We start from the raw sequence: 17,299 nt of genomic DNA on the forward strand, positions 1-17,299 counted from the left end.
GCTTTGCCGTATTATATTCAGAATGCTGAAACAAAATCGTGCCTATGAGATACGTAAAAAAATAGACGAAAACACTTGAAAATTCTAGCGGGATGTTCAGGTCTTCCCTTTTGAGCGACCAATAGCAATGGCCGTCTGTTCCAGATTTAGACCTAATTCAAGTGGCAGCAGCAAAGCCTGCGCACTACGTAGCTCATCGGCTGTTTTGGCTATCCGTACCGCATTTCGAGCCAATTCAAGATGCTCTTCTCCACTTGCCGGTCTTGCCATAATTGTCATCCATTTACGTGAGAACAGATGACTTATTATTACATCTTATAACGCGAAATAGAATTAATAAGATATCTGGTTTTATTGAATCACAACACATAGACCCGGAATTCTGATTTAGTAGATTACGGTTATGACCTGACAAGCTTACTACTAATGTAATCAATATATTACTGTTCGTCTTGAACCTGCCAAAGGACTTAATCAGAAATCCCTTAGGATTATTTGTTTTTCTTTAAGCGCAAGGTAACGCAGAGACCACTGGTTCGATTATTTTCAATTGCCAGTTCTCCACCGTAGACTTGAATGATATCTCGGACAATGGCCAAACCAATGCCGTGACCGGGTGTGGATTGGTCGGCACGCACACCACGTTCCAGAATTCTAGCGATTTCATGCGGTTGAATGCCGGAGCCATCATCCTTAACCTGTATAACAACTTGATTTTCATGATATCTCGAGGATAAATTAATGTTGTAGCGGCACCATTTAAAAGCGTTGTCGACCAGGTTGCCGAGCAATTCCATTAAATCGCCTTCGTCGATACGCAGACTGATCGCATCGTCGATATCGATGGTTATTTCCGGGCGCTTGTTGCTATAAGCTTTTGCAACGGTAGTCACAATTCTGTCGACCATTGGGCGTAAGGTGATCAGCCCCATGCCTGGGGAGCTGCCGGCGGTCGCGGCGCGGCGCAGCTGATACTGGATGATGTTATCCATGCGGTCAATTTGTTCTTGAATCGTTTTGTGCCGATTTTGTTCGTCTTCTTCGCCATGGACCGCTCCCTGAAGAACGGCGAGTGGTGTTTTGAGACTGTGCGCTAAATCGGCCAGACCGTTACGGTAGCGTTTCTGTTGCTTGTGTTCGTGGTTGATCAAAGAGTTGATGCTGTCGGTTAACAGCTTTAATTCACTGGGATAAACATCTTTCAGGCTTTCCTGTTGGCCGGATTCGATCGCTGCAAGCTCGGTGGAAACTTTGCGCATTGGTTGCAAACCCCAGCGTAATACCAGCATTTGCGTGACCAATAATAAAACAACCATGATACTGAGCCATCCCCACAGGTCCTCGCGATAACGTTCTATCTGCGCTTCGAACAGTAAGGTATTAGTGATGACGGTGAAGGTAAACGGATAGCTGCCGGATTGTGTTTCCCAGGCAACACCGTAGCTGTATATAAAATGGGGTTTGCCGTCGATCATAATTTGCGCAAATTCTTTTTTTCCTTTTTCAAGGAGAGCCACGGCCGGAATTTTTTCATTGAGCGATGACGTGGATTGCCAGGTAATGGCGTTGGTGCGGTCAATGATGAATGCATAAGTATCCGAATTTACGTGACCAAATTCTGCATCGAGCAAGTTGGTCGGTACATCCAAAACACCGGATTCTTCAACTTCCGAATCCCCCATTAACATGAGCAGCTTCGCGAATAGACGATCCTGCACACCCAGACGCGCGCTGTCATAAAATGCGCGATCCAATGCCAACGCAATTCCGACGATAAAAATTAATAGAACCAAGGTTGCGCTGAGCAAAACGCGCTGATTTAAAGACATCATGAAGATTTGTTGCATGTCAGAGTAAAGCGATAACCTCGTCCACGCATGGTTTCAATCGGATTCATCGTGCCTTGGGGATCCAGTTTGCGGCGTAAACGTCCGACCATGACTTCGAGTACATTGCTGTCACGGTCTTCATCGTGCGGATAAAGATAATCGGCCAATGTATGTTTGGAGAGAATTTCGCCATGATGGCGTACCAATTCTTCCAGCAGGCGGTATTCAAATGAGGTCAATTCGATGATTTCTCCATTGACAGTAACCGATTGAGTTGTGACATCCAATGTGATGGGGCCGCATTTTAATAATGTTTGCGGTATGCCGGTTGCACGGCGCAGTAGCGCTTTGACTCTGGCTTGCAGTTCTTCCATTTGAAACGGTTTGGTGAGGTAATCATCTGCACCCATTTCCAGGCCTTGCACCTTGTCTTGCCAGCCGCTTCTGGCGGTTAAAATCAGAATGGGCAACAGATTGCCTTGCTCACGTAGCGCCTTGATAATTTCCAATCCGGATTTGCCGGGCAATCCGATATCAATAATGGCGGCATCCAAAGGGTATTCCGTGGCAAAAAATAATCCTTCTTCGCCGTCGCTGCAGGTGTCAACCATATAGCCAACGGATTCCAGTTGCTGGCGAATCTGGTTTTGTAATTTGATTTCATCTTCGATGATCAGGATGCGCATTTCATTATTTTTGAATTTTAAAGGAAAGAGGTTTGAATTAGTGGGTGGATATTACCGATCCGTCCGTCGCATTAATCAGAATAGTGTGTACTGTGCCTTTATTACTGAGTATTTTAATGCGGTAAGTGTTGTCATCATGATTGATTGAGAGCGCACGGCCTTTGAAATGCTGTTGTGCAATCATGATCGCTTTTTGCTCGGTGATGCCAGTGAGCGGGTTGCTGCCAGTGCGATAATAGTATGAGGCACTACTTTGCCAATCGGCCATTGCTTGAGTGATTGGGCCAGTCATTAACATCACAATTACTAAAATTTCCTGCCATCTATTCATAACTCAACAGTCCTGAACACTGAAGGTAGAAGCTAAGCGGTAACAGGTATGTTTGAGGTACCTATTACCAGTTTTTCGTTTCAGAAGCGTAACATAAAGCTCGCATTTCCGGTATCAATGCCCATCATCCCATGAGGAGGAGCACCATAAACCGGTGCTGGATAGTAATAGTTATACCGTGGTTGTGGGTAGTGTGGCCGGTTATAGCCACGGGGTTGACTATAAATATAATTGTTTCCATTAAAATGGTTGTGGTGCTTATGGCTATGATGACCGTGACGATGGTGGCCATGATGACCTCTGCCCGCTTGCGCTAATGTGGGCGCTGCTAACGTAAATGCTAATAACACCATGATTAAAAGGCTAGTCAACATTGTTTTTTTTGGGGTTTCCATTTTATGTCTCCTGTCAGTTAATCGGTTTAGATTCGGTCTTGTTGGTGTTAATTTACACAGGAGGATATGAATGGAAACTGAATAAAGAAAGATGCCGAGATATTGCAAAAGATCGCGAATAAAAAATTGAGAGAGTAGTTTTTTTAAATTTTGTAATGTAGGCAGATTGATGATGATCGAAACAACAATTGATGCACATCAACCATTTGGGACATTGGTACGAAAAAATAAGGTTTGGGTATATACTGAGAATATGCTGAACTGATTAGCTTCGGAGAAGTGTGTTGCAGGTTTTTCCTCGAAGTTGCAGTCCGGCTGCTGGGATCTCCCCAGAAGTGTTCATATTATTAACATGTTGTTAAAGAAAGGAGTAATTATCATGCGAGCTATATCAACAACGATTGCAGCGGGAACATTGGTCTTTTTCATGAGCACCCAGGTTTGGGCATCTGATGCAGGGCATACCTCAGAAGCGATGGAACATGCAGGCAAAGCCCAAGCACATGGAGAAATGGGGCATACCAAAGACGCGCTCCAGCATGCCAAAGACAGCTTAGCGCATGCTAAGGCGTCAAGAGATGACCATGCGGCATCGCATAAACATATGGATGAAGCGATCAAGCATTTAGAGGAAGCGATTAAACATGCTGATATGGGGCATGGACCTGAATCTGCCAAGCATACTGAAGAAGCCATGAAACATATGCGCCAATCCGGTCATTGATTGTTCAGAATCAATAATTCCCTCGGCTTTGCCGAGGGGAAATCTCTAGTCTTTCGCACCCATTTCTAATGCTAGCTTTCTGGATAATTGCGCTGCTTCCTCGGTAACTGCGATATCCAGCCATCCTTGTAGATGCGTGCAGGTAATATCAGCTAGCGCCTGGATCCAGTCGCTACGTTCATTGAGGCAGGGAATGTAATGAAATTCCTTGCCGCCCGCTTGTATAAAAGTGTTTCTCGCTTCTATGGCAATTTCTTCCAAAGTTTCTAAGCAATCGGATACAAAACCAGGGCATATTACATCGACACGTTGTGTTTGTTCCTTGCCCAGTTGCTCCAGTGTTACCGCGGTATATGGTGTCAGCCATTTGGCTTTGCCAAAGCGCGATTGAAAGCAAACTGAATATTGGTTTGGGTCTAAGGCCAATGCTTCAGCCAGTAATCGCCCTGTCTTCTGGCATGCACAGTGGTAGGGATCACCTTTATCCAGGCTTGCGCGCGGCGTGCCGTGAAAGCTGATAATCAGTTTGTCAGGTCGGCCATGCGCATCCCAGTAATCCCTTACATTTTGTGCCAATGCTGCAATATAGCCTGGATGATCATGGTATTGCTTAACGGTACGAATCGAGGGCAAATTGCGCATCCGGTTTAATACCGAGAAAACATTATCCATTGCAGCGGCAGTACTGCTGGCAGCATATTGAGGAAAGAGTGGAATGATGAGAATGCGCTCACAACCCTGTTCTTGCATTTTTGCCATAACTGTTGCAACAGAAGGTTTGCCTATATTCATGGCGTATTCAACTATGGGCGGGTTTTGCAGCCGTGCTTGTAATGCTTCCCGCAATAATTTTGTTTGCCGTTCAGTATGAACCTTGAGCGGGGAGCCTTCCGGCATCCAGATTTTTGCATATTTTTTAGCCGATGCTTTAGGTCTAAAAGGTAATATAAAACCATGCAGGATAGGCCACCAGATCAGTCTGGGTATTTCAATCACCCGAGGATTACTGAGGAATTCTTGTAGATAAGGACGTAGTGCTTGAGCAGTCGGTGCTTCGGGTGTACCCAGATTAATGAGTAATACACCGATTCGATTTGGCGATCCGTGCTGATAGATGGATTTGGAGGGCATAGTTATAAGTGTAAGAGTTTAATCTGTTTAAAATAATAAATTTCTCTAAAGCAACGATGCTTCAATAATACCGGCGACGAGTGTATCGCTAAAACAGGGTAGATTAATGCTGTGATAAGCCGCTGGAAAGGAGTTTTGCGGTAATTTCGACAATCGGGATGATACGTTCATATGCCATGCGTCGGGGGCCGATAACACCGACTGTACCGACGATCTCTCCTTCGATTTCATATGGCGCCGTCACTACACTGAATTCTTCCAGCGATGCTATATCGGATTCCCCGCCAATAAAAATCTTGACGCCATGCGCTTGCCGGCTTAATTCGAGTAACTGTAACAGATTGGTTTTACGTTCGAATAATTCAAATAATTTTTTCAGACTGATTAGATTATCCGATAAATCTTCAACCTGAAGCAGATTTCGTTCACCGGCCAAGACCACGGTTTCACTGCTTTCATTGATGGCATCACCACCTGCCTGAATGGCTGCATTCATCAGGCTGATCATTTCACTGCGTAATTGTTTAAGTTCGTTATCCAGACGCCCGCGAATCTCATCCAAAGTACAACCTGCATAGTGCTGATTGATAAAATTCCCGGCTTCAATCAGATCGGACTGGCTGTAGGGTATATTGGTAAAGATAATGCGATTTTGCACATCTCCTTCAGGCGTTACGATGATCAGCAAAATGCGCTTTTCTGATAAAGCCATAAACTCAATATAGCGAAATACAGCGCCTTTGCGTTTGGGCGTTACGACAACTCCGGCAAAGCGAGTCAACTCGGATAGTAATTGCGAAGCGACATTGATCAAGCGCGATGGATTATCAGGGTGTAATTGATTTTCCAGATGACTCAGTTCTATTCTATCCAGGGCTTTTACCACCAACAATGTGTCGACGAAAAGACGGTAACCTTGCGGTGTCGGAATCCTTCCGGCTGAAGTATGCGGACTAGTTACCAATCCCATTTCTTCAAGATCAGCCATGACATTACGGATGGTTGCAGGACTTAAATCTAATCCAGAGGACTTTGAAAGAGCTCTGGAACCAACGGGTTGACCTTCGTGGATATATCGTTCTACCAGTGTTTTTAATAATATTTGAGCGCGTTCATTTAACATGGTGTAATTCTACACGAATCAACAGGTCTCATAGTTTGGTTGTAAGCAGTAATTTTGTCTCACCGCAACTATGCTAAACTTTCTGGATACCGGCATATCAGTTATGAATTTGAGTTTTAGTGTGAATTAAGGTGTTTTTCTAGGAAATTTAATATTTCAGGTTAAGTGTGTGTAAAAGGCCATTTATACAACTTTGCCTGGTTGGCTTGTTAACTAACCTATTTTTTAACGGTAATTTAACGTTTATATTTAATTCTAATCCCAATACAATCAATAATAGCCAACGATAACCCAAGTAATGAATTCGCCATTTACAACTATTGCGTTGATCGGTAAACATAAAAATCCGGAAATCGCGATACCGCTTCTCAATCTTGCCGAGTATCTAACGAGGAAGAATCATAAGATCTTACTTGATCATCTCACAGCATCACATATTTGTAGTGACAAATATCCAGTGCTGTCCCTGGAAGAGATTGGTGAGAAGGCCGATCTCGCCGTTGTTGTGGGTGGTGACGGTACGATGTTAAATATCGCCCGCATGCTGGTTTCATATGATGTGCCGTTAATCGGTATTAATCAAGGGCGGCTTGGTTTTCTCACCGATTTATCAGTGGACACCATGTTTGAAACACTTGATGAAATACTGGCAGGAAATTACACCACGGAACGTCGCATGTTGCTATATGCTGAAATTATTCGTGACGGCGCCAGTGTTTTCGGTAGCTTGGCACTCAATGACGTAGTGCTGTATCGCGGCATGAGCAGTGGTATGATTGAGTTTGAGGTGAAGGTCAATAACGAATATGTGAATACACTGCGTTCTGATGGATTGATCGTAACCACGCCGACCGGTTCAACAGCCTATGCGCTATCATCTGGTGGCCCCATCCTACACCCCAGTCTGGATCTGATTGCGTTGGTTCCGGTTTGTCCACATACACTCAGCAACCGTCCGATTGTCATCGGGCCGGATGCCAGTGTTGAAATCCAGATGCAAAGTGCGGTCAATGTGCGCATTAATTGTGACAGTCATTCTTGTTATGATCTGGAGCAGACAGATAGTGTTGTCGTGCGGCGTTTTCCCAAAACAGTGCGGCTGTTACATTCGGTGAATCACAGTTATTATCGGATGCTAAGAGAAAAACTGGGTTGGAGTGAATTTCCCTGATGACTCCACAGAATGTGCAATTATGCTAAAACACCTGGCCATCAAAGATTTTGTCATTGTTGACCGGATTGAACTGGATTTTATGCCCGGCTTCACGGTGTTGACCGGAGAAACGGGAGCGGGAAAATCCATTCTGATCGACGCACTGATGCTTGCTTTGGGGGAGCGCGGCGATACCAGTCAGATACGCCTGGGTTGTGAGCGTGCTGAAATCAATGTGACATTCGATATCAGCCGTTTGCCGGGGCTACTGCATTGGCTAGATGAAAATGACTTGCAAGGTGATCAGGATAGTTGTCTGATGCGCCGTATTATTGAAACCAACGGCCGCTCGCGCAGCTATATCAATGGGCACACGGTGACATTGCAGCAACTGCGGAGTGTAGGCGAATATCTGGTAGCCATCCACAGCCAACATGCACACCAATCCCTGTTGCAAAAAGACGTGCAGCGTGAATTGCTGGATGCTTTTTCCGGTTGCGGTGATTTGGGGCGCGCGGTCAAAGCGGCATATCAAAATTGGCAGGATTGCTATCAGCAAAGAATTGCGATGGAACAACGAGCAGCAGAATCACGCGACAAGCGCGAACAACTTGATTGGCAGCTGCACGAATTATCAGCGCTAAATTTTACACTTGAAGAATGGCAGATATTGCAGGCAGACCATAGCAGATTAACTCATGTGGCTGCTTTACAGGCAGCGGCGGAAATGGGAATGGATGTATTATCCGAGCGTGAAAATGCGGTACTGGCACAGATTAATACCGTGAATGGGCAACTGCAAAATTTGCTTGAGTATGATCGTCAGCTTAAAACAATCACCGATTTGCTGGATTCGGCGCAAATTCAATTGCAGGAAAGTGTTTACGAACTGAAACACTATCACCAACATCTGGATTTGGATCCCCAGGTATTACAGGATATTGAACAGCGGCTGTCAACGGTTCATACAACAGCGAGAAAATTTCGTGTGACACCGGAGGAGCTGCCGCAATTGCTCGAGACAATTACGCATCAACTGGAAACGTTGGGTTCAGATTCAGATATCAGTCATTTGCAAGTACTCGAAGCGGATGCGCAGGCAAAGTATCACAATCAGGCTAAAGAATTAAGCGCTGCACGTCAAAAAGCCAGTAAGGCGTTATCCCAGCAAGTGAGTGCTGCGATGCAGAGGGTTGCAATGATTGGGGGGGAATTCTCTGTCGTATTGACGTTACTGGCGCAGGGTAATGCGAATGGTTTGGAGCAGATTGAATTTCAGGTTGCAGCACACAAGGGGTTACCGTTGCGGCCTCTGGCAAAAGTAGCTTCGGGCGGTGAATTGTCACGTATCAGTCTGGCAATACAAGTCATAACCAGCAAAGTCGGCGTGGTGCCAACGCTCATTTTTGATGAGGTCGATGTCGGGATTGGCGGACAAGTTGCTGAAATTGTAGGTAATTTATTAAAGAAACTGGGAAAAGAGCGTCAGGTATTGTGTATTACCCATTTGCCGCAAGTGGCCGCAACGGGAGACCAGCAATGGCAAGTCGTTAAATCTGCGGGTAAAACAGAGAATCAGCAGATAATTAGTAAGATAAATATCTTAGACCCACAGGAACGTGTGGAAGAAATTGCACGGATGCTGGGCGGTGTCAATATTACCGAGACAACACGTCAACACGCGACAGAGATGTTGCAAAGTGGCCTAGCTGACTAGTTCGTACAACGCTTATCCGTTAGCGGATAAAGTGATTGGTTCCCACTAAATCAATGATCATTCGCCGATAGTGCTCGGATTTGCGGATCTGTAAGCGTTCAAGTGCACTAAGATTATCGGTTAGCGTCATGCCCTGCGATTGATCAATATTCACGAGCCGTTGTTTTAACCAAGTGCGGTGGCTATCAGGAAATGATTCATCGTTTAGGTTCATTGCGTGATTGGTGGCGAGAAAAATAAAATCATTGAAATCGGTGTCTGGATCGGCAATAAATACTTGTTGATGCGGAAAGACCTGGGCCAGTGTTTTTGCCACGGAAGCCAGCGTTGCATTTTGACCATTATCCAGAAATGAAACAAAATTAAGTGCAAGTATCCCCTGATTAGTCAGTAAGTCTCGTAATTGGGCTAACGCTTCAACGGTCAGTAAATGTGTTGGTTCTGAGCCGCCCGTAAAAACATCCAGGATGATTAAATCATAGGGGCCTTTAAGCTGACGTATTTCATAGCGCGCATCGCCAATAATCGTTTTACCTGTTGGTACAAAACCAAAGAATTTAATGGAGGCTTCGGCGACAGCCGGGTCTATTTCTAGTGTATCGGTTACTATGCCGTAATCTTTCAAGGTCATCGCCATATGTCCTGCTCCTTGACCAATCAATAGAGCGCGTTTCATCTCGGGAGCTAAAGCGGGTAATAGCGTCACAATTTTCTGATAGGCTAAAAGGTTCTCCCCGTGACTGATGCTGGCCGCACCGATCGTTGACGCATCCACAGTCAGTAGGCGTATGTTTTCCTTAGGTTTATCTATTACTCGAACCCAGCCGTATAGGCTTTCGCGTTCAAAACGGGTTTGAAAAGATTCATTAGATTCCGCTCGGTTCGAATTAGCGATTTGCGGATATAAACCAATACCAATAACAACTAATAAGGCGGTAGGTATTGTCGTCGCCGCTGATTTTAAATGCCGATGTTCAATATAAGCAACGATTATGGCCAGTAGCAACAGTGCAATACCCAGACCAATAAAAATTTCACGCGAACCGACCACCGGAAATAAATAAAAGCCGAGGAATAAGGTTCCTATTACACTGCCTACCGTACTGACCGCATAGATGGAACCCGTGCTGGCGCCAACCTTTGCTAAGGTGGCCGTTGATAACTTAACCGCAAAAGGTCCGACCATGCCGAGCATGATCAGGCTGGGTGAGAACAATATCAATGTGCTCACAAAGCTACCTAAGCGAAGTCCTAAAGGATCGGTGGCGAGTAAAACCGGCCCCGTTAGCCAGGGAATAATGATTGTCAACAATCCCGCTATTGCGATAATGAGTGACAATCCAGATCGGGCCCGATCTGCCCAGACTCCCCCCCAATAGTAGCCCAACGCCAAAGCAATTAGCGTCACCGAAATTAGTGAAGTCCAAACGTACAGGCTAGCTCCATAAAAAGGTGCTATCAAGCGCGTGCCCAGAAGCTCTATTACCATGACAGCCGCGCCGGTCAGAAACACGGTGCAGTATAACCAGCCTTTTCCCAGGATATTTGAAGGAGGTCGATTCATAGTTTACCTTGAATGGTTGTTCTTATTTTTCTTAAAATTACTTACGATCATATGGCCGCCCGAGATGACTATATTCGGATACTCCAATAATTTAAATCTTAGAAAGGGATTACCTCGCACGGCGATAATATCAGCTGGTGCATCCTTCAACAGGGTCCCCAATATCTTCCCCAGTATTTTCGCCGACGTGAGCCAATACTCGTTTTTTGAAGGCATGCGCTTAGGTAACGATTGCCTTAACAAGATCTACCGAAAGGATCGGCCAAGGTGTTTTGGGCGGGGTTCGCCGTGACCGTGACTGAATTGATTGAAGTTGTGGAATTGTATGCAAGAAAAACTGATTTGGTAATGCGGCAAATTGTCGCAGCATGAGCAAATGTAGCATCACTTAGTTTGAATGTTTAACAATCAGATCGTTATTAATTAATATGTTATGAAATGCATCACTGACTAGTGATATGTGTTGTATGAAGTGCGACAATTTGTCACATTGATGTTTTTGCTATAACCCAAGATAATTACATACGTTGTAATAAATGGATATTGGGCTTGTATTTGGTCGGTTCAAAAAATTGATGGGAGGATTGTATTGTACTAATCTGCAATCAAAGTTTCTGAGGAAAAGCTTGAGTGTGGTTTGGTTATGCATCGATTTTTAAATCGTTCTTACAATTAGAAATCTGGTTGTGCTTGGGTTTTTTGAGTCTAGTTATTAGCTGGAGTCGAAGTAACTAGGAAGGCATAGCGATTATAAAATTAATTAGTAGACTGAGAATAGGAAAAATGAATAAATACAGTAATAAATTTTTTGCAGTTTCAGTAATGGCTGTGATGACAGCAACTGCTGGGCAGAATGTGCTCGCACATACTCGGTTGGAAACGCCGGCAGTCGCTGAGAACACCCGGGTGACTAACAACGTTATCATTGGTCACGGTTGTGGAGAAAACGACGTCATAGGTACCAGTGTGGTATTTCCTGACGGAGTGGATTCCACGGTTACCGTTGATGGCGCGGCGCATGCGGGTGCTTTGACCGATTTTGTGCAAAATTGGGGAAACCTGATGCAGAAAAATTATAGTCGAGCTATTTTTAGTTTTGAAGGCGAGAAAACGGATTCGAATGATAATGTAGTTGGTTTCTGGGCAGGTGGTGGTAGTTCCTTGCCGCATAATTTGAATGGTTATATTCCATTTAGAGCCGGTGCTGTGATTATTGAGCCCACTTCCTGTGCGACAAGTGTGAAATTTTATGTATCCATTGCAGATATTTGTCAAATTACTCCCACCTCCGGTTTTAGCGCTGAAACGGTTAATCTCTGGACGCACACTGGTCTCGGTACACCGTATGACCGGGTGAGTGCGACAGATGATGGCCCAGCATCATTGACAATTACACGCACCAGCACTTTGCCCGCATCCTGTGGTGCAGGCGTGGCTGTTGAAGTGAAACCTTCCGCCGCTCAAATAAACCGTGATATGCCGATCAAAATTGACGGCAATCAAATTTGGCCTAAGTAACGTAACGCTAAGTGTTAATGCAGTTTGATTTTATGAAACCCTCGCTTTCCCTCTTGCTTCCTTAGAGCAAGGGTTTTTATAAAAAATTAATAGTAATAATAAATGACAATAGATAGTCAATTCAAAAATAAAATAGATTAAGGAGCCTCATAAATGTTGAAATCTACAGAATTTAAAACCCGTGCTTTAATTCTAATAACTGCTGTTGGAATGGTGGGAGCATGGCAGTCTGCGTTTGCGCACACACGATTAAAAACACCGGAAATCACAGAAAATTCAGCAAGGCATGGCAGTGATTATAATGCTGTGGTGATTTCGCATGGCTGTGAAAATCCAGCGACGGGCGCTGTTGATGCCAATACGATTGGATCAGTGGCAGTATTTCCAGACGGCAAGGATTCGATCATAACCGTTGATGGCGCACCGCATTCCGGTCCATTGACTGATTTTGTTACCAATTGGGGCAATCCTGTCACCAAAGTTCAGGATCGCAGCATCTTCGCCTTTGAAGGATATATCAAGGATTCTCTGGGGAATAAGCTCGGTTTTTGGACCGGTGGCGGTAGTGGGCTGACCGGAGGCTTTAGAGCAGTGGTGCCATTCACTACTGCGGGTGTTATTATTGAACCAACTTCTTGCGCTAAAAGCGTGACGTTCGTTCTTGGAATTGCGGATATTTGCCAGGTTACTGATAAATCAGGATTTAGTGATGAAACAGTTCAAATGTGGACACCGGCGGTCGGTTCTGATTACGATGGTGTCGGATTGCATGGTTTCGATTCACCCGCTACGTTGAAAGTTACGCGCAGTATTGCTCCCTTACCGGAATCGTGTGGCGCAGGGGTTGATGTTGTGGTTAAACCATCGGCTACTCAGTTAAATCGTGATTTGCGAATTAACATGGATGGCAACCAAATCTGGCCTAAATAATTTGATTTTGTTCTAAACAGTGACAAAGATGGCGGACACGAATGAGTTTTTCTGGTATGCGTGTCCGATCATCTTTCGGAGAAGGACTGTAGAAATCTTGATATTCAACAAAGCAGGCATTTCACTTGAGAGAGATACGTAATCATGCAGCACAAATTTTTTGATAAAGTAGTAAAGGCAGTTTTTCTGGTTGTTGCACTCGGTTATTTTGGTATAAGTAGTGCGGATGATGCCGGTGCTACCATGGATCCCAATGGTAATGTCGCGAGTTTTACCGGCTATGCGTTGGTTACTTGTACTGATGATGGTAATGGTCCGGCAGATCACTTGGTTGCCAGTATTCAAGATACTTCGCCGCCACAAGATAACTTGTTGGTTAATTTGCAAATAATTAAAGGGAATCTCGCGAACAGTACTACCGATCCAGTTTCAGGTGATGGTAAATATAGTCCCGAAGCCAGAGTGCATGGTGGAGAGGGTGTATATCAATTGCTAGTCAATAAAACTGGTGAGGGTGCTCGATCTTTTTTAGTATCCTATCATTGCCAAACTAATGATACGCCGCCTATACACACGGGAACGACAATTGTTGTTAGACAATTTGAGTAATGTCCATTTTTTGAACTACACACAACTTTGCTTTAAGATCGTTTAGGTAGCTACACAATGAAAAAAACAAAATTGTTATTTCTGATCACTTCAATACTGGGTTTGTTTGCAACCGCATCATTTGCGGAGCACCTGGATAAGATATCACCTTCCTGTGTATTGACGACATTGGATGGTAAACCTGCGCATAATTTACAAGAGCTGAAAGGGGAGGTTGTTTATGTGGATTTTTGGGCGTCATGGTGTCCGCCTTGTGTAAAATCATTTTCTTTTTTAAATCAACTGGATCATGATCTGAAGGATAAGGGTTTGCATGTGATCGGTGTCAATCTGGATGAAAAAATCAAAGATGCACAGGAATTTCTTGCTAAGTATCCGGCTAATTTTTCCATTGTTGCAGATTCAAGTAAAGAGTGTGCCAAGGTTTTTGAATTGATGGCAATGCCAACATCCTATCTGATTGACCGAAAAGGAACGATCCGTCATATTCATCAAGGATTCCGCCCTGGTGAAACGGAAGAGTTGCGTGCTTTAATTACGCAACTCGTGATGGAACGTCCATAGGAATGACAGAGACTGGCTTGATTGGCATGAAAAAGAATCAGCGTGTTTTAGTCAAATTAGTGCTTGTAATAGGTATCGGATTGTCGACCGGTTGTATTCATGTGAATGCCTGGGAGCGAGGAAATCTGGCAAAATCGCAGATGGAATTGGATCCGCATCCACTGCAAAGTGAAATACAGTCGCACAATTACAGTAGCCGCGAAGCGGCTCCAAGCCATAAGTCTTCTGCAGGGGGTGGTGGTTGCGGTTGTTACTAAACTGACCCCTGCTAGAAGTTGTTTTCTTTAGGTCAATAAAATTTGCAACGGAATAGTATGCCCCAACGCCCGGGCAGCAATCATCAATTAAAAAATCCAGAAATACAGTCTGCAAAGCCAAGAAATACTACCCTTCAAGCATTAACCTCGGCGGCGTTGGTATTGCCGGGTCTATTAATCACACCAGGGCATGCGGCAGGAACAGATCGGATCAATTTCCAGTATAGCCGTTACCAGGAAGGTGAGCGTAATCTTTATGGCGCCCCGAATAATTTAAAACCAATCAGTGCCGATGTCTTGCATGGCAGTGGCATTTTTTCTCTTACCGATCGCACCAAACTTTCTTTTGGGTATACGCAAGATACCTGGTCAGGCGCAACCCCCGTCACTACAACGCCATTGGCTACCAATGGCGGTAATCGTCCGTATACCGTTAATGGGGTAGTGGCCGGTGCCTCGCCTATTCTGAATAGCACAATACTTTTAGACCGAGATCTAAATCCCATTGGAACTGATCCCCTTACTAAACAATCGACGGGCGTTGTTGATAGCCGATCCGTCCTCGTCATGTCGTCTGCTTCTCCGGAAACACGCCGGCAAGCCAATTTTGGTTTGAGTCATGAACGGAATGAATCGGCTGTGAACGTGGGCGGTGGGTTTTCCAGAGAAAGAGATTATCAATCAAGCTTTGGCAACATGGGTGCCCGCCTGGATTTTAATCAGAAACTGACCAGTGTTAAATTTGGCGGCGGCTATACGCACAGTCAAGTCGGCGCAATTCTCGATGGCGACTCATCTCCATATATCACCAAAACCGCGTATGCACAGCAAATTGTTAATCGTAGCGGTTCTGAGATTTTGAAGGGTAACCGACAGGATTGGATCGCAAATGTTGGGTTAACTCAGGTTTTGAGCAAGAATGCATTGATTGATGCCAATATCGGCTATACGCATAGCAATGGATTTTTGGAAAACCCTTACAAAGCGACATCGATCATTTTTATTGATCCGACTAAATTAAACAGTAACTTAATTGCCGGTGATGTACGCGCGTTCATTGAACAGCGGCCCAACATTCGTAACCAAGTAGCTTTAAATGCCAAATATATTCACTATATCAATCCGTTTAATGCAGCATTGCACCTGGGCTACAGGTTATCGGTAGACGATTGGGGCGTGAATACGAACACCTTTGATGCAAGTTGGGTGCAACCGGTTGGAAGCGGGTGGACGTTGACCCCTCGGATTCGTTATTATTCACAAGATTCTGCAAGCTTTTACCAGCCTTTTTTGTTCTCTCAACAAGCTTTCCAGAGACATGAGACCGATAGTCTCGGACGAAAAGTCTGGCTTGATGGGAAAAACCCTGCTATCCAGTATTTCGGTGCCGATCCATTTAGTCTAGTTGATCAGAACGGTAATCCAGTCGATGGACTTTTGGTTAATCCGCAACCGATATTTAAGTCATTCGATGCTGGAAAATTACCCGATAATTTTTCCAGTGATCACCGCTTGGCGGGGTTTGGCGCATTAAGCGGCGGCGTGGTATTAAGCAAAATGCTTGGTAAAGGCGTCGCATTGGAAGCCGGTTTTGAATACTATACGCGAGCCAGTTCGATGCAGATTGGTAATGGCGGAAATAACAGTTTTGCTGATTTTGATTATTATGTAGCGAATGCGGCGGTTAGGTTTGATATTGAGCCGACCACTTCGTTGCCGATGGGTGGTTCAGGTGGATCTTCCGAATCACATCGTCATGCGTCCTCGCATCACCATCACAAAATTCCCCCTGCGGGCATCATGTTTGGTCATATGCTCGATAAACCCGGAGATTTTATGGCGGGTTACCGATTTATGTACAACTGGACCGGTGGAAATATGATGCATGGTACCCATAAAGTGAGTGATCAAACCATCATCGATCAAGGGTGTGGGAATAGTTCGTGTCAATTTACTCCCGCCTTCATGGATATGCGTATGCATATGGTTGATCTAATGTACGCGCCGTCCAAGTGGTTCAACGTGATGTTGATGCCAACCTTCATGGATATGGACATGAATCTGCGTCAGTTAGCTGGAGCAAAAGTCGATACTTCGGGTGCACATGGCCATCATGGCGCAGCGGGACATGAAACTGGTGCCGTAGGCGATACTTATTTTTCATCACTGATTAAGCTGTTGAATATTCCTGGACATCGTGTCCATGCGAATCTAGGGTTCAGTGCACCGACCGGAAAAGTGGATATCGAAGTACGGCGTACGCACCAAGCGGATGGCGGGTTGATTCATTTTGGTATGCAATTGGGTAGCGGTACCTGGGATTTCACCCCGAGTTTGACCTATGCCGGGGAAAGGAGCCGCTGGTCCTGGGGTACGCAGTTGAGTGGTGTCAAGCGTATGGAAGATCAAAATAAATCCGGTTACCGTTTGGGCGACTTATTTCAAGCGACAACCTGGGGCGGTTATGATTTAACACATTGGCTGACTGCATCCGTGCGTGGTGTGTACACTTGGCAAGATGCGATACAGCGAGACTTTAATCAATTTAGTGCGCGTATCGGTCCGATGGATTTTCCCGCGAATTATGGCGGACAATTCTGGGATGTCGGGTTGGGGTTGAACGCCAGGATACCTGGCGGTCGGTTCGCCGGTAACCGCTTCGGTTTCGAATGGATACAGCCGGTCAAGAGTGATTTTAACGGATTTCAGCTGGATCGGCAGGGCGCGCTTGCGGCTACCTGGAGCTACCAGTTCTAGGTGAAAATGAA

At 45.0% G+C, this 17,299-nt stretch carries 17 protein-coding genes; 9 read left to right on the top strand and 8 right to left on the bottom strand.

Translation table 11 applies throughout. The annotated features are described in order from the left end of the window. Window positions 1–96: 96 nt before the first annotated feature. From ACH10T_RS07000 to ACH10T_RS07020, 5 genes are all read right to left on the bottom strand, one after another. Window positions 97–270: a hypothetical protein gene (locus ACH10T_RS07000; protein WP_394808595.1), complete on the bottom strand. Its 174-nt coding sequence runs from the start codon at window positions 268–270 to the stop codon at window positions 97–99. A 221-nt stretch (window positions 271–491) separates the two neighbouring features. Beyond that, window positions 492–1,832 carry an ATP-binding protein gene (locus tag ACH10T_RS07005; protein WP_394808596.1) on the bottom strand — a complete coding sequence of 447 codons (1,341 nt, stop codon included), beginning with the start codon at window positions 1,830–1,832 and terminating at the stop codon, window positions 492–494. Beyond that, a complete protein-coding gene (locus ACH10T_RS07010; protein WP_394808597.1) occupies window positions 1,829–2,515 on the bottom strand; it encodes a response regulator transcription factor in 687 nt (228 codons plus the stop codon). The genes ACH10T_RS07005 and ACH10T_RS07010 overlap by 4 nt, the downstream gene beginning before the upstream one ends. A gap of 37 nt (window positions 2,516–2,552) precedes the next feature. Next, entirely contained in the window at window positions 2,553–2,846 is a 294-nt protein-coding gene (locus tag ACH10T_RS07015; RefSeq protein ID WP_394808598.1) for a PepSY domain-containing protein, read from the bottom strand. Window positions 2,847–2,926: 80 nt separating this feature from the next. Beyond that, window positions 2,927–3,220 (bottom strand): hypothetical protein, encoded by a 294-nt coding sequence (locus ACH10T_RS07020; protein ID WP_394808599.1) that lies wholly within the window; start codon window positions 3,218–3,220, stop codon window positions 2,927–2,929. A 400-nt stretch (window positions 3,221–3,620) separates the two neighbouring features. Between ACH10T_RS07020 and smbP the strand changes: the two genes are divergently transcribed. Further along, window positions 3,621–3,965 carry a small metal-binding protein SmbP gene (gene smbP / locus ACH10T_RS07025; protein ID WP_394808600.1) on the top strand — a complete coding sequence of 115 codons (345 nt, stop codon included), beginning with the start codon at window positions 3,621–3,623 and terminating at the stop codon, window positions 3,963–3,965. Window positions 3,966–4,010: 45 nt separating this feature from the next. Here smbP and hemH read toward each other — a convergent pair whose 3' ends face one another. Together hemH and hrcA are read right to left on the bottom strand one after the other, a co-directional pair. Next, on the bottom strand, window positions 4,011–5,096 hold the full coding sequence (gene hemH / locus ACH10T_RS07030) for a ferrochelatase (protein ID WP_394808601.1): 1,086 nt from the start codon (window positions 5,094–5,096) through the stop codon (window positions 4,011–4,013). 103 nt (window positions 5,097–5,199) lie between these two features. Further along, window positions 5,200–6,219 (bottom strand): heat-inducible transcriptional repressor HrcA, encoded by a 1,020-nt coding sequence (gene hrcA, locus ACH10T_RS07035; RefSeq protein ID WP_394808602.1) that lies wholly within the window; start codon window positions 6,217–6,219, stop codon window positions 5,200–5,202. 298 nt (window positions 6,220–6,517) lie between these two features. Here hrcA and ACH10T_RS07040 point away from each other — a divergent pair, with 298 nt between their 5' ends. Both ACH10T_RS07040 and recN read left to right on the top strand, forming a co-directional pair. After that, window positions 6,518–7,390 carry an NAD kinase gene (locus ACH10T_RS07040; protein ID WP_292993114.1) on the top strand — a complete coding sequence of 291 codons (873 nt, stop codon included), beginning with the start codon at window positions 6,518–6,520 and terminating at the stop codon, window positions 7,388–7,390. Window positions 7,391–7,412: 22 nt separating this feature from the next. Further along, window positions 7,413–9,089, top strand: coding sequence for a DNA repair protein RecN (gene recN / locus ACH10T_RS07045; RefSeq protein ID WP_394808603.1), 1,677 nt, complete (start codon window positions 7,413–7,415; stop codon window positions 9,087–9,089). A gap of 19 nt (window positions 9,090–9,108) precedes the next feature. On the opposite strand, the gene ACH10T_RS07050 is transcribed toward recN, so the two are convergent. Then, window positions 9,109–10,653: a fused MFS/spermidine synthase gene (locus tag ACH10T_RS07050; protein WP_394808604.1), complete on the bottom strand. Its 1,545-nt coding sequence runs from the start codon at window positions 10,651–10,653 to the stop codon at window positions 9,109–9,111. 783 nt (window positions 10,654–11,436) lie between these two features. Here ACH10T_RS07050 and ACH10T_RS07055 point away from each other — a divergent pair. The 6 genes from ACH10T_RS07055 (at window position 11,437) to ACH10T_RS07080 (ending at window position 17,288) form a co-directional block, all read left to right on the top strand. Continuing rightward, the gene (locus tag ACH10T_RS07055) at window positions 11,437–12,171 is read left to right on the top strand and encodes a hypothetical protein (RefSeq protein WP_394808605.1); all 735 of its coding nucleotides are present in this window, start codon (window positions 11,437–11,439) and stop codon (window positions 12,169–12,171) included. Between the two features lie 153 nt (window positions 12,172–12,324). After that, complete coding sequence (locus tag ACH10T_RS07060; protein ID WP_394808606.1) at window positions 12,325–13,101, top strand: hypothetical protein; 777 nt, start codon at window positions 12,325–12,327, stop codon at window positions 13,099–13,101. Window positions 13,102–13,245: 144 nt separating this feature from the next. Further along, window positions 13,246–13,710 (top strand): hypothetical protein, encoded by a 465-nt coding sequence (locus tag ACH10T_RS07065; RefSeq protein ID WP_394808607.1) that lies wholly within the window; start codon window positions 13,246–13,248, stop codon window positions 13,708–13,710. Window positions 13,711–13,767: 57 nt separating this feature from the next. After that, complete coding sequence (locus ACH10T_RS07070; protein ID WP_394808608.1) at window positions 13,768–14,274, top strand: TlpA disulfide reductase family protein; 507 nt, start codon at window positions 13,768–13,770, stop codon at window positions 14,272–14,274. Between the two features lie 2 nt (window positions 14,275–14,276). Continuing rightward, window positions 14,277–14,531 carry a DUF4266 domain-containing protein gene (locus ACH10T_RS07075; protein ID WP_394808609.1) on the top strand — a complete coding sequence of 85 codons (255 nt, stop codon included), beginning with the start codon at window positions 14,277–14,279 and terminating at the stop codon, window positions 14,529–14,531. A gap of 57 nt (window positions 14,532–14,588) precedes the next feature. Next, window positions 14,589–17,288 (top strand): DUF3570 domain-containing protein, encoded by a 2,700-nt coding sequence (locus ACH10T_RS07080; protein ID WP_394808610.1) that lies wholly within the window; start codon window positions 14,589–14,591, stop codon window positions 17,286–17,288. The last annotated feature ends 11 nt before the right edge of the window (window positions 17,289–17,299 follow it).

The sequence above is a fragment of the Nitrosomonas sp. genome (assembly GCF_043753625.1).
Taxonomy (GTDB): Bacteria; Pseudomonadota; Gammaproteobacteria; order Burkholderiales; family Nitrosomonadaceae; genus Nitrosomonas.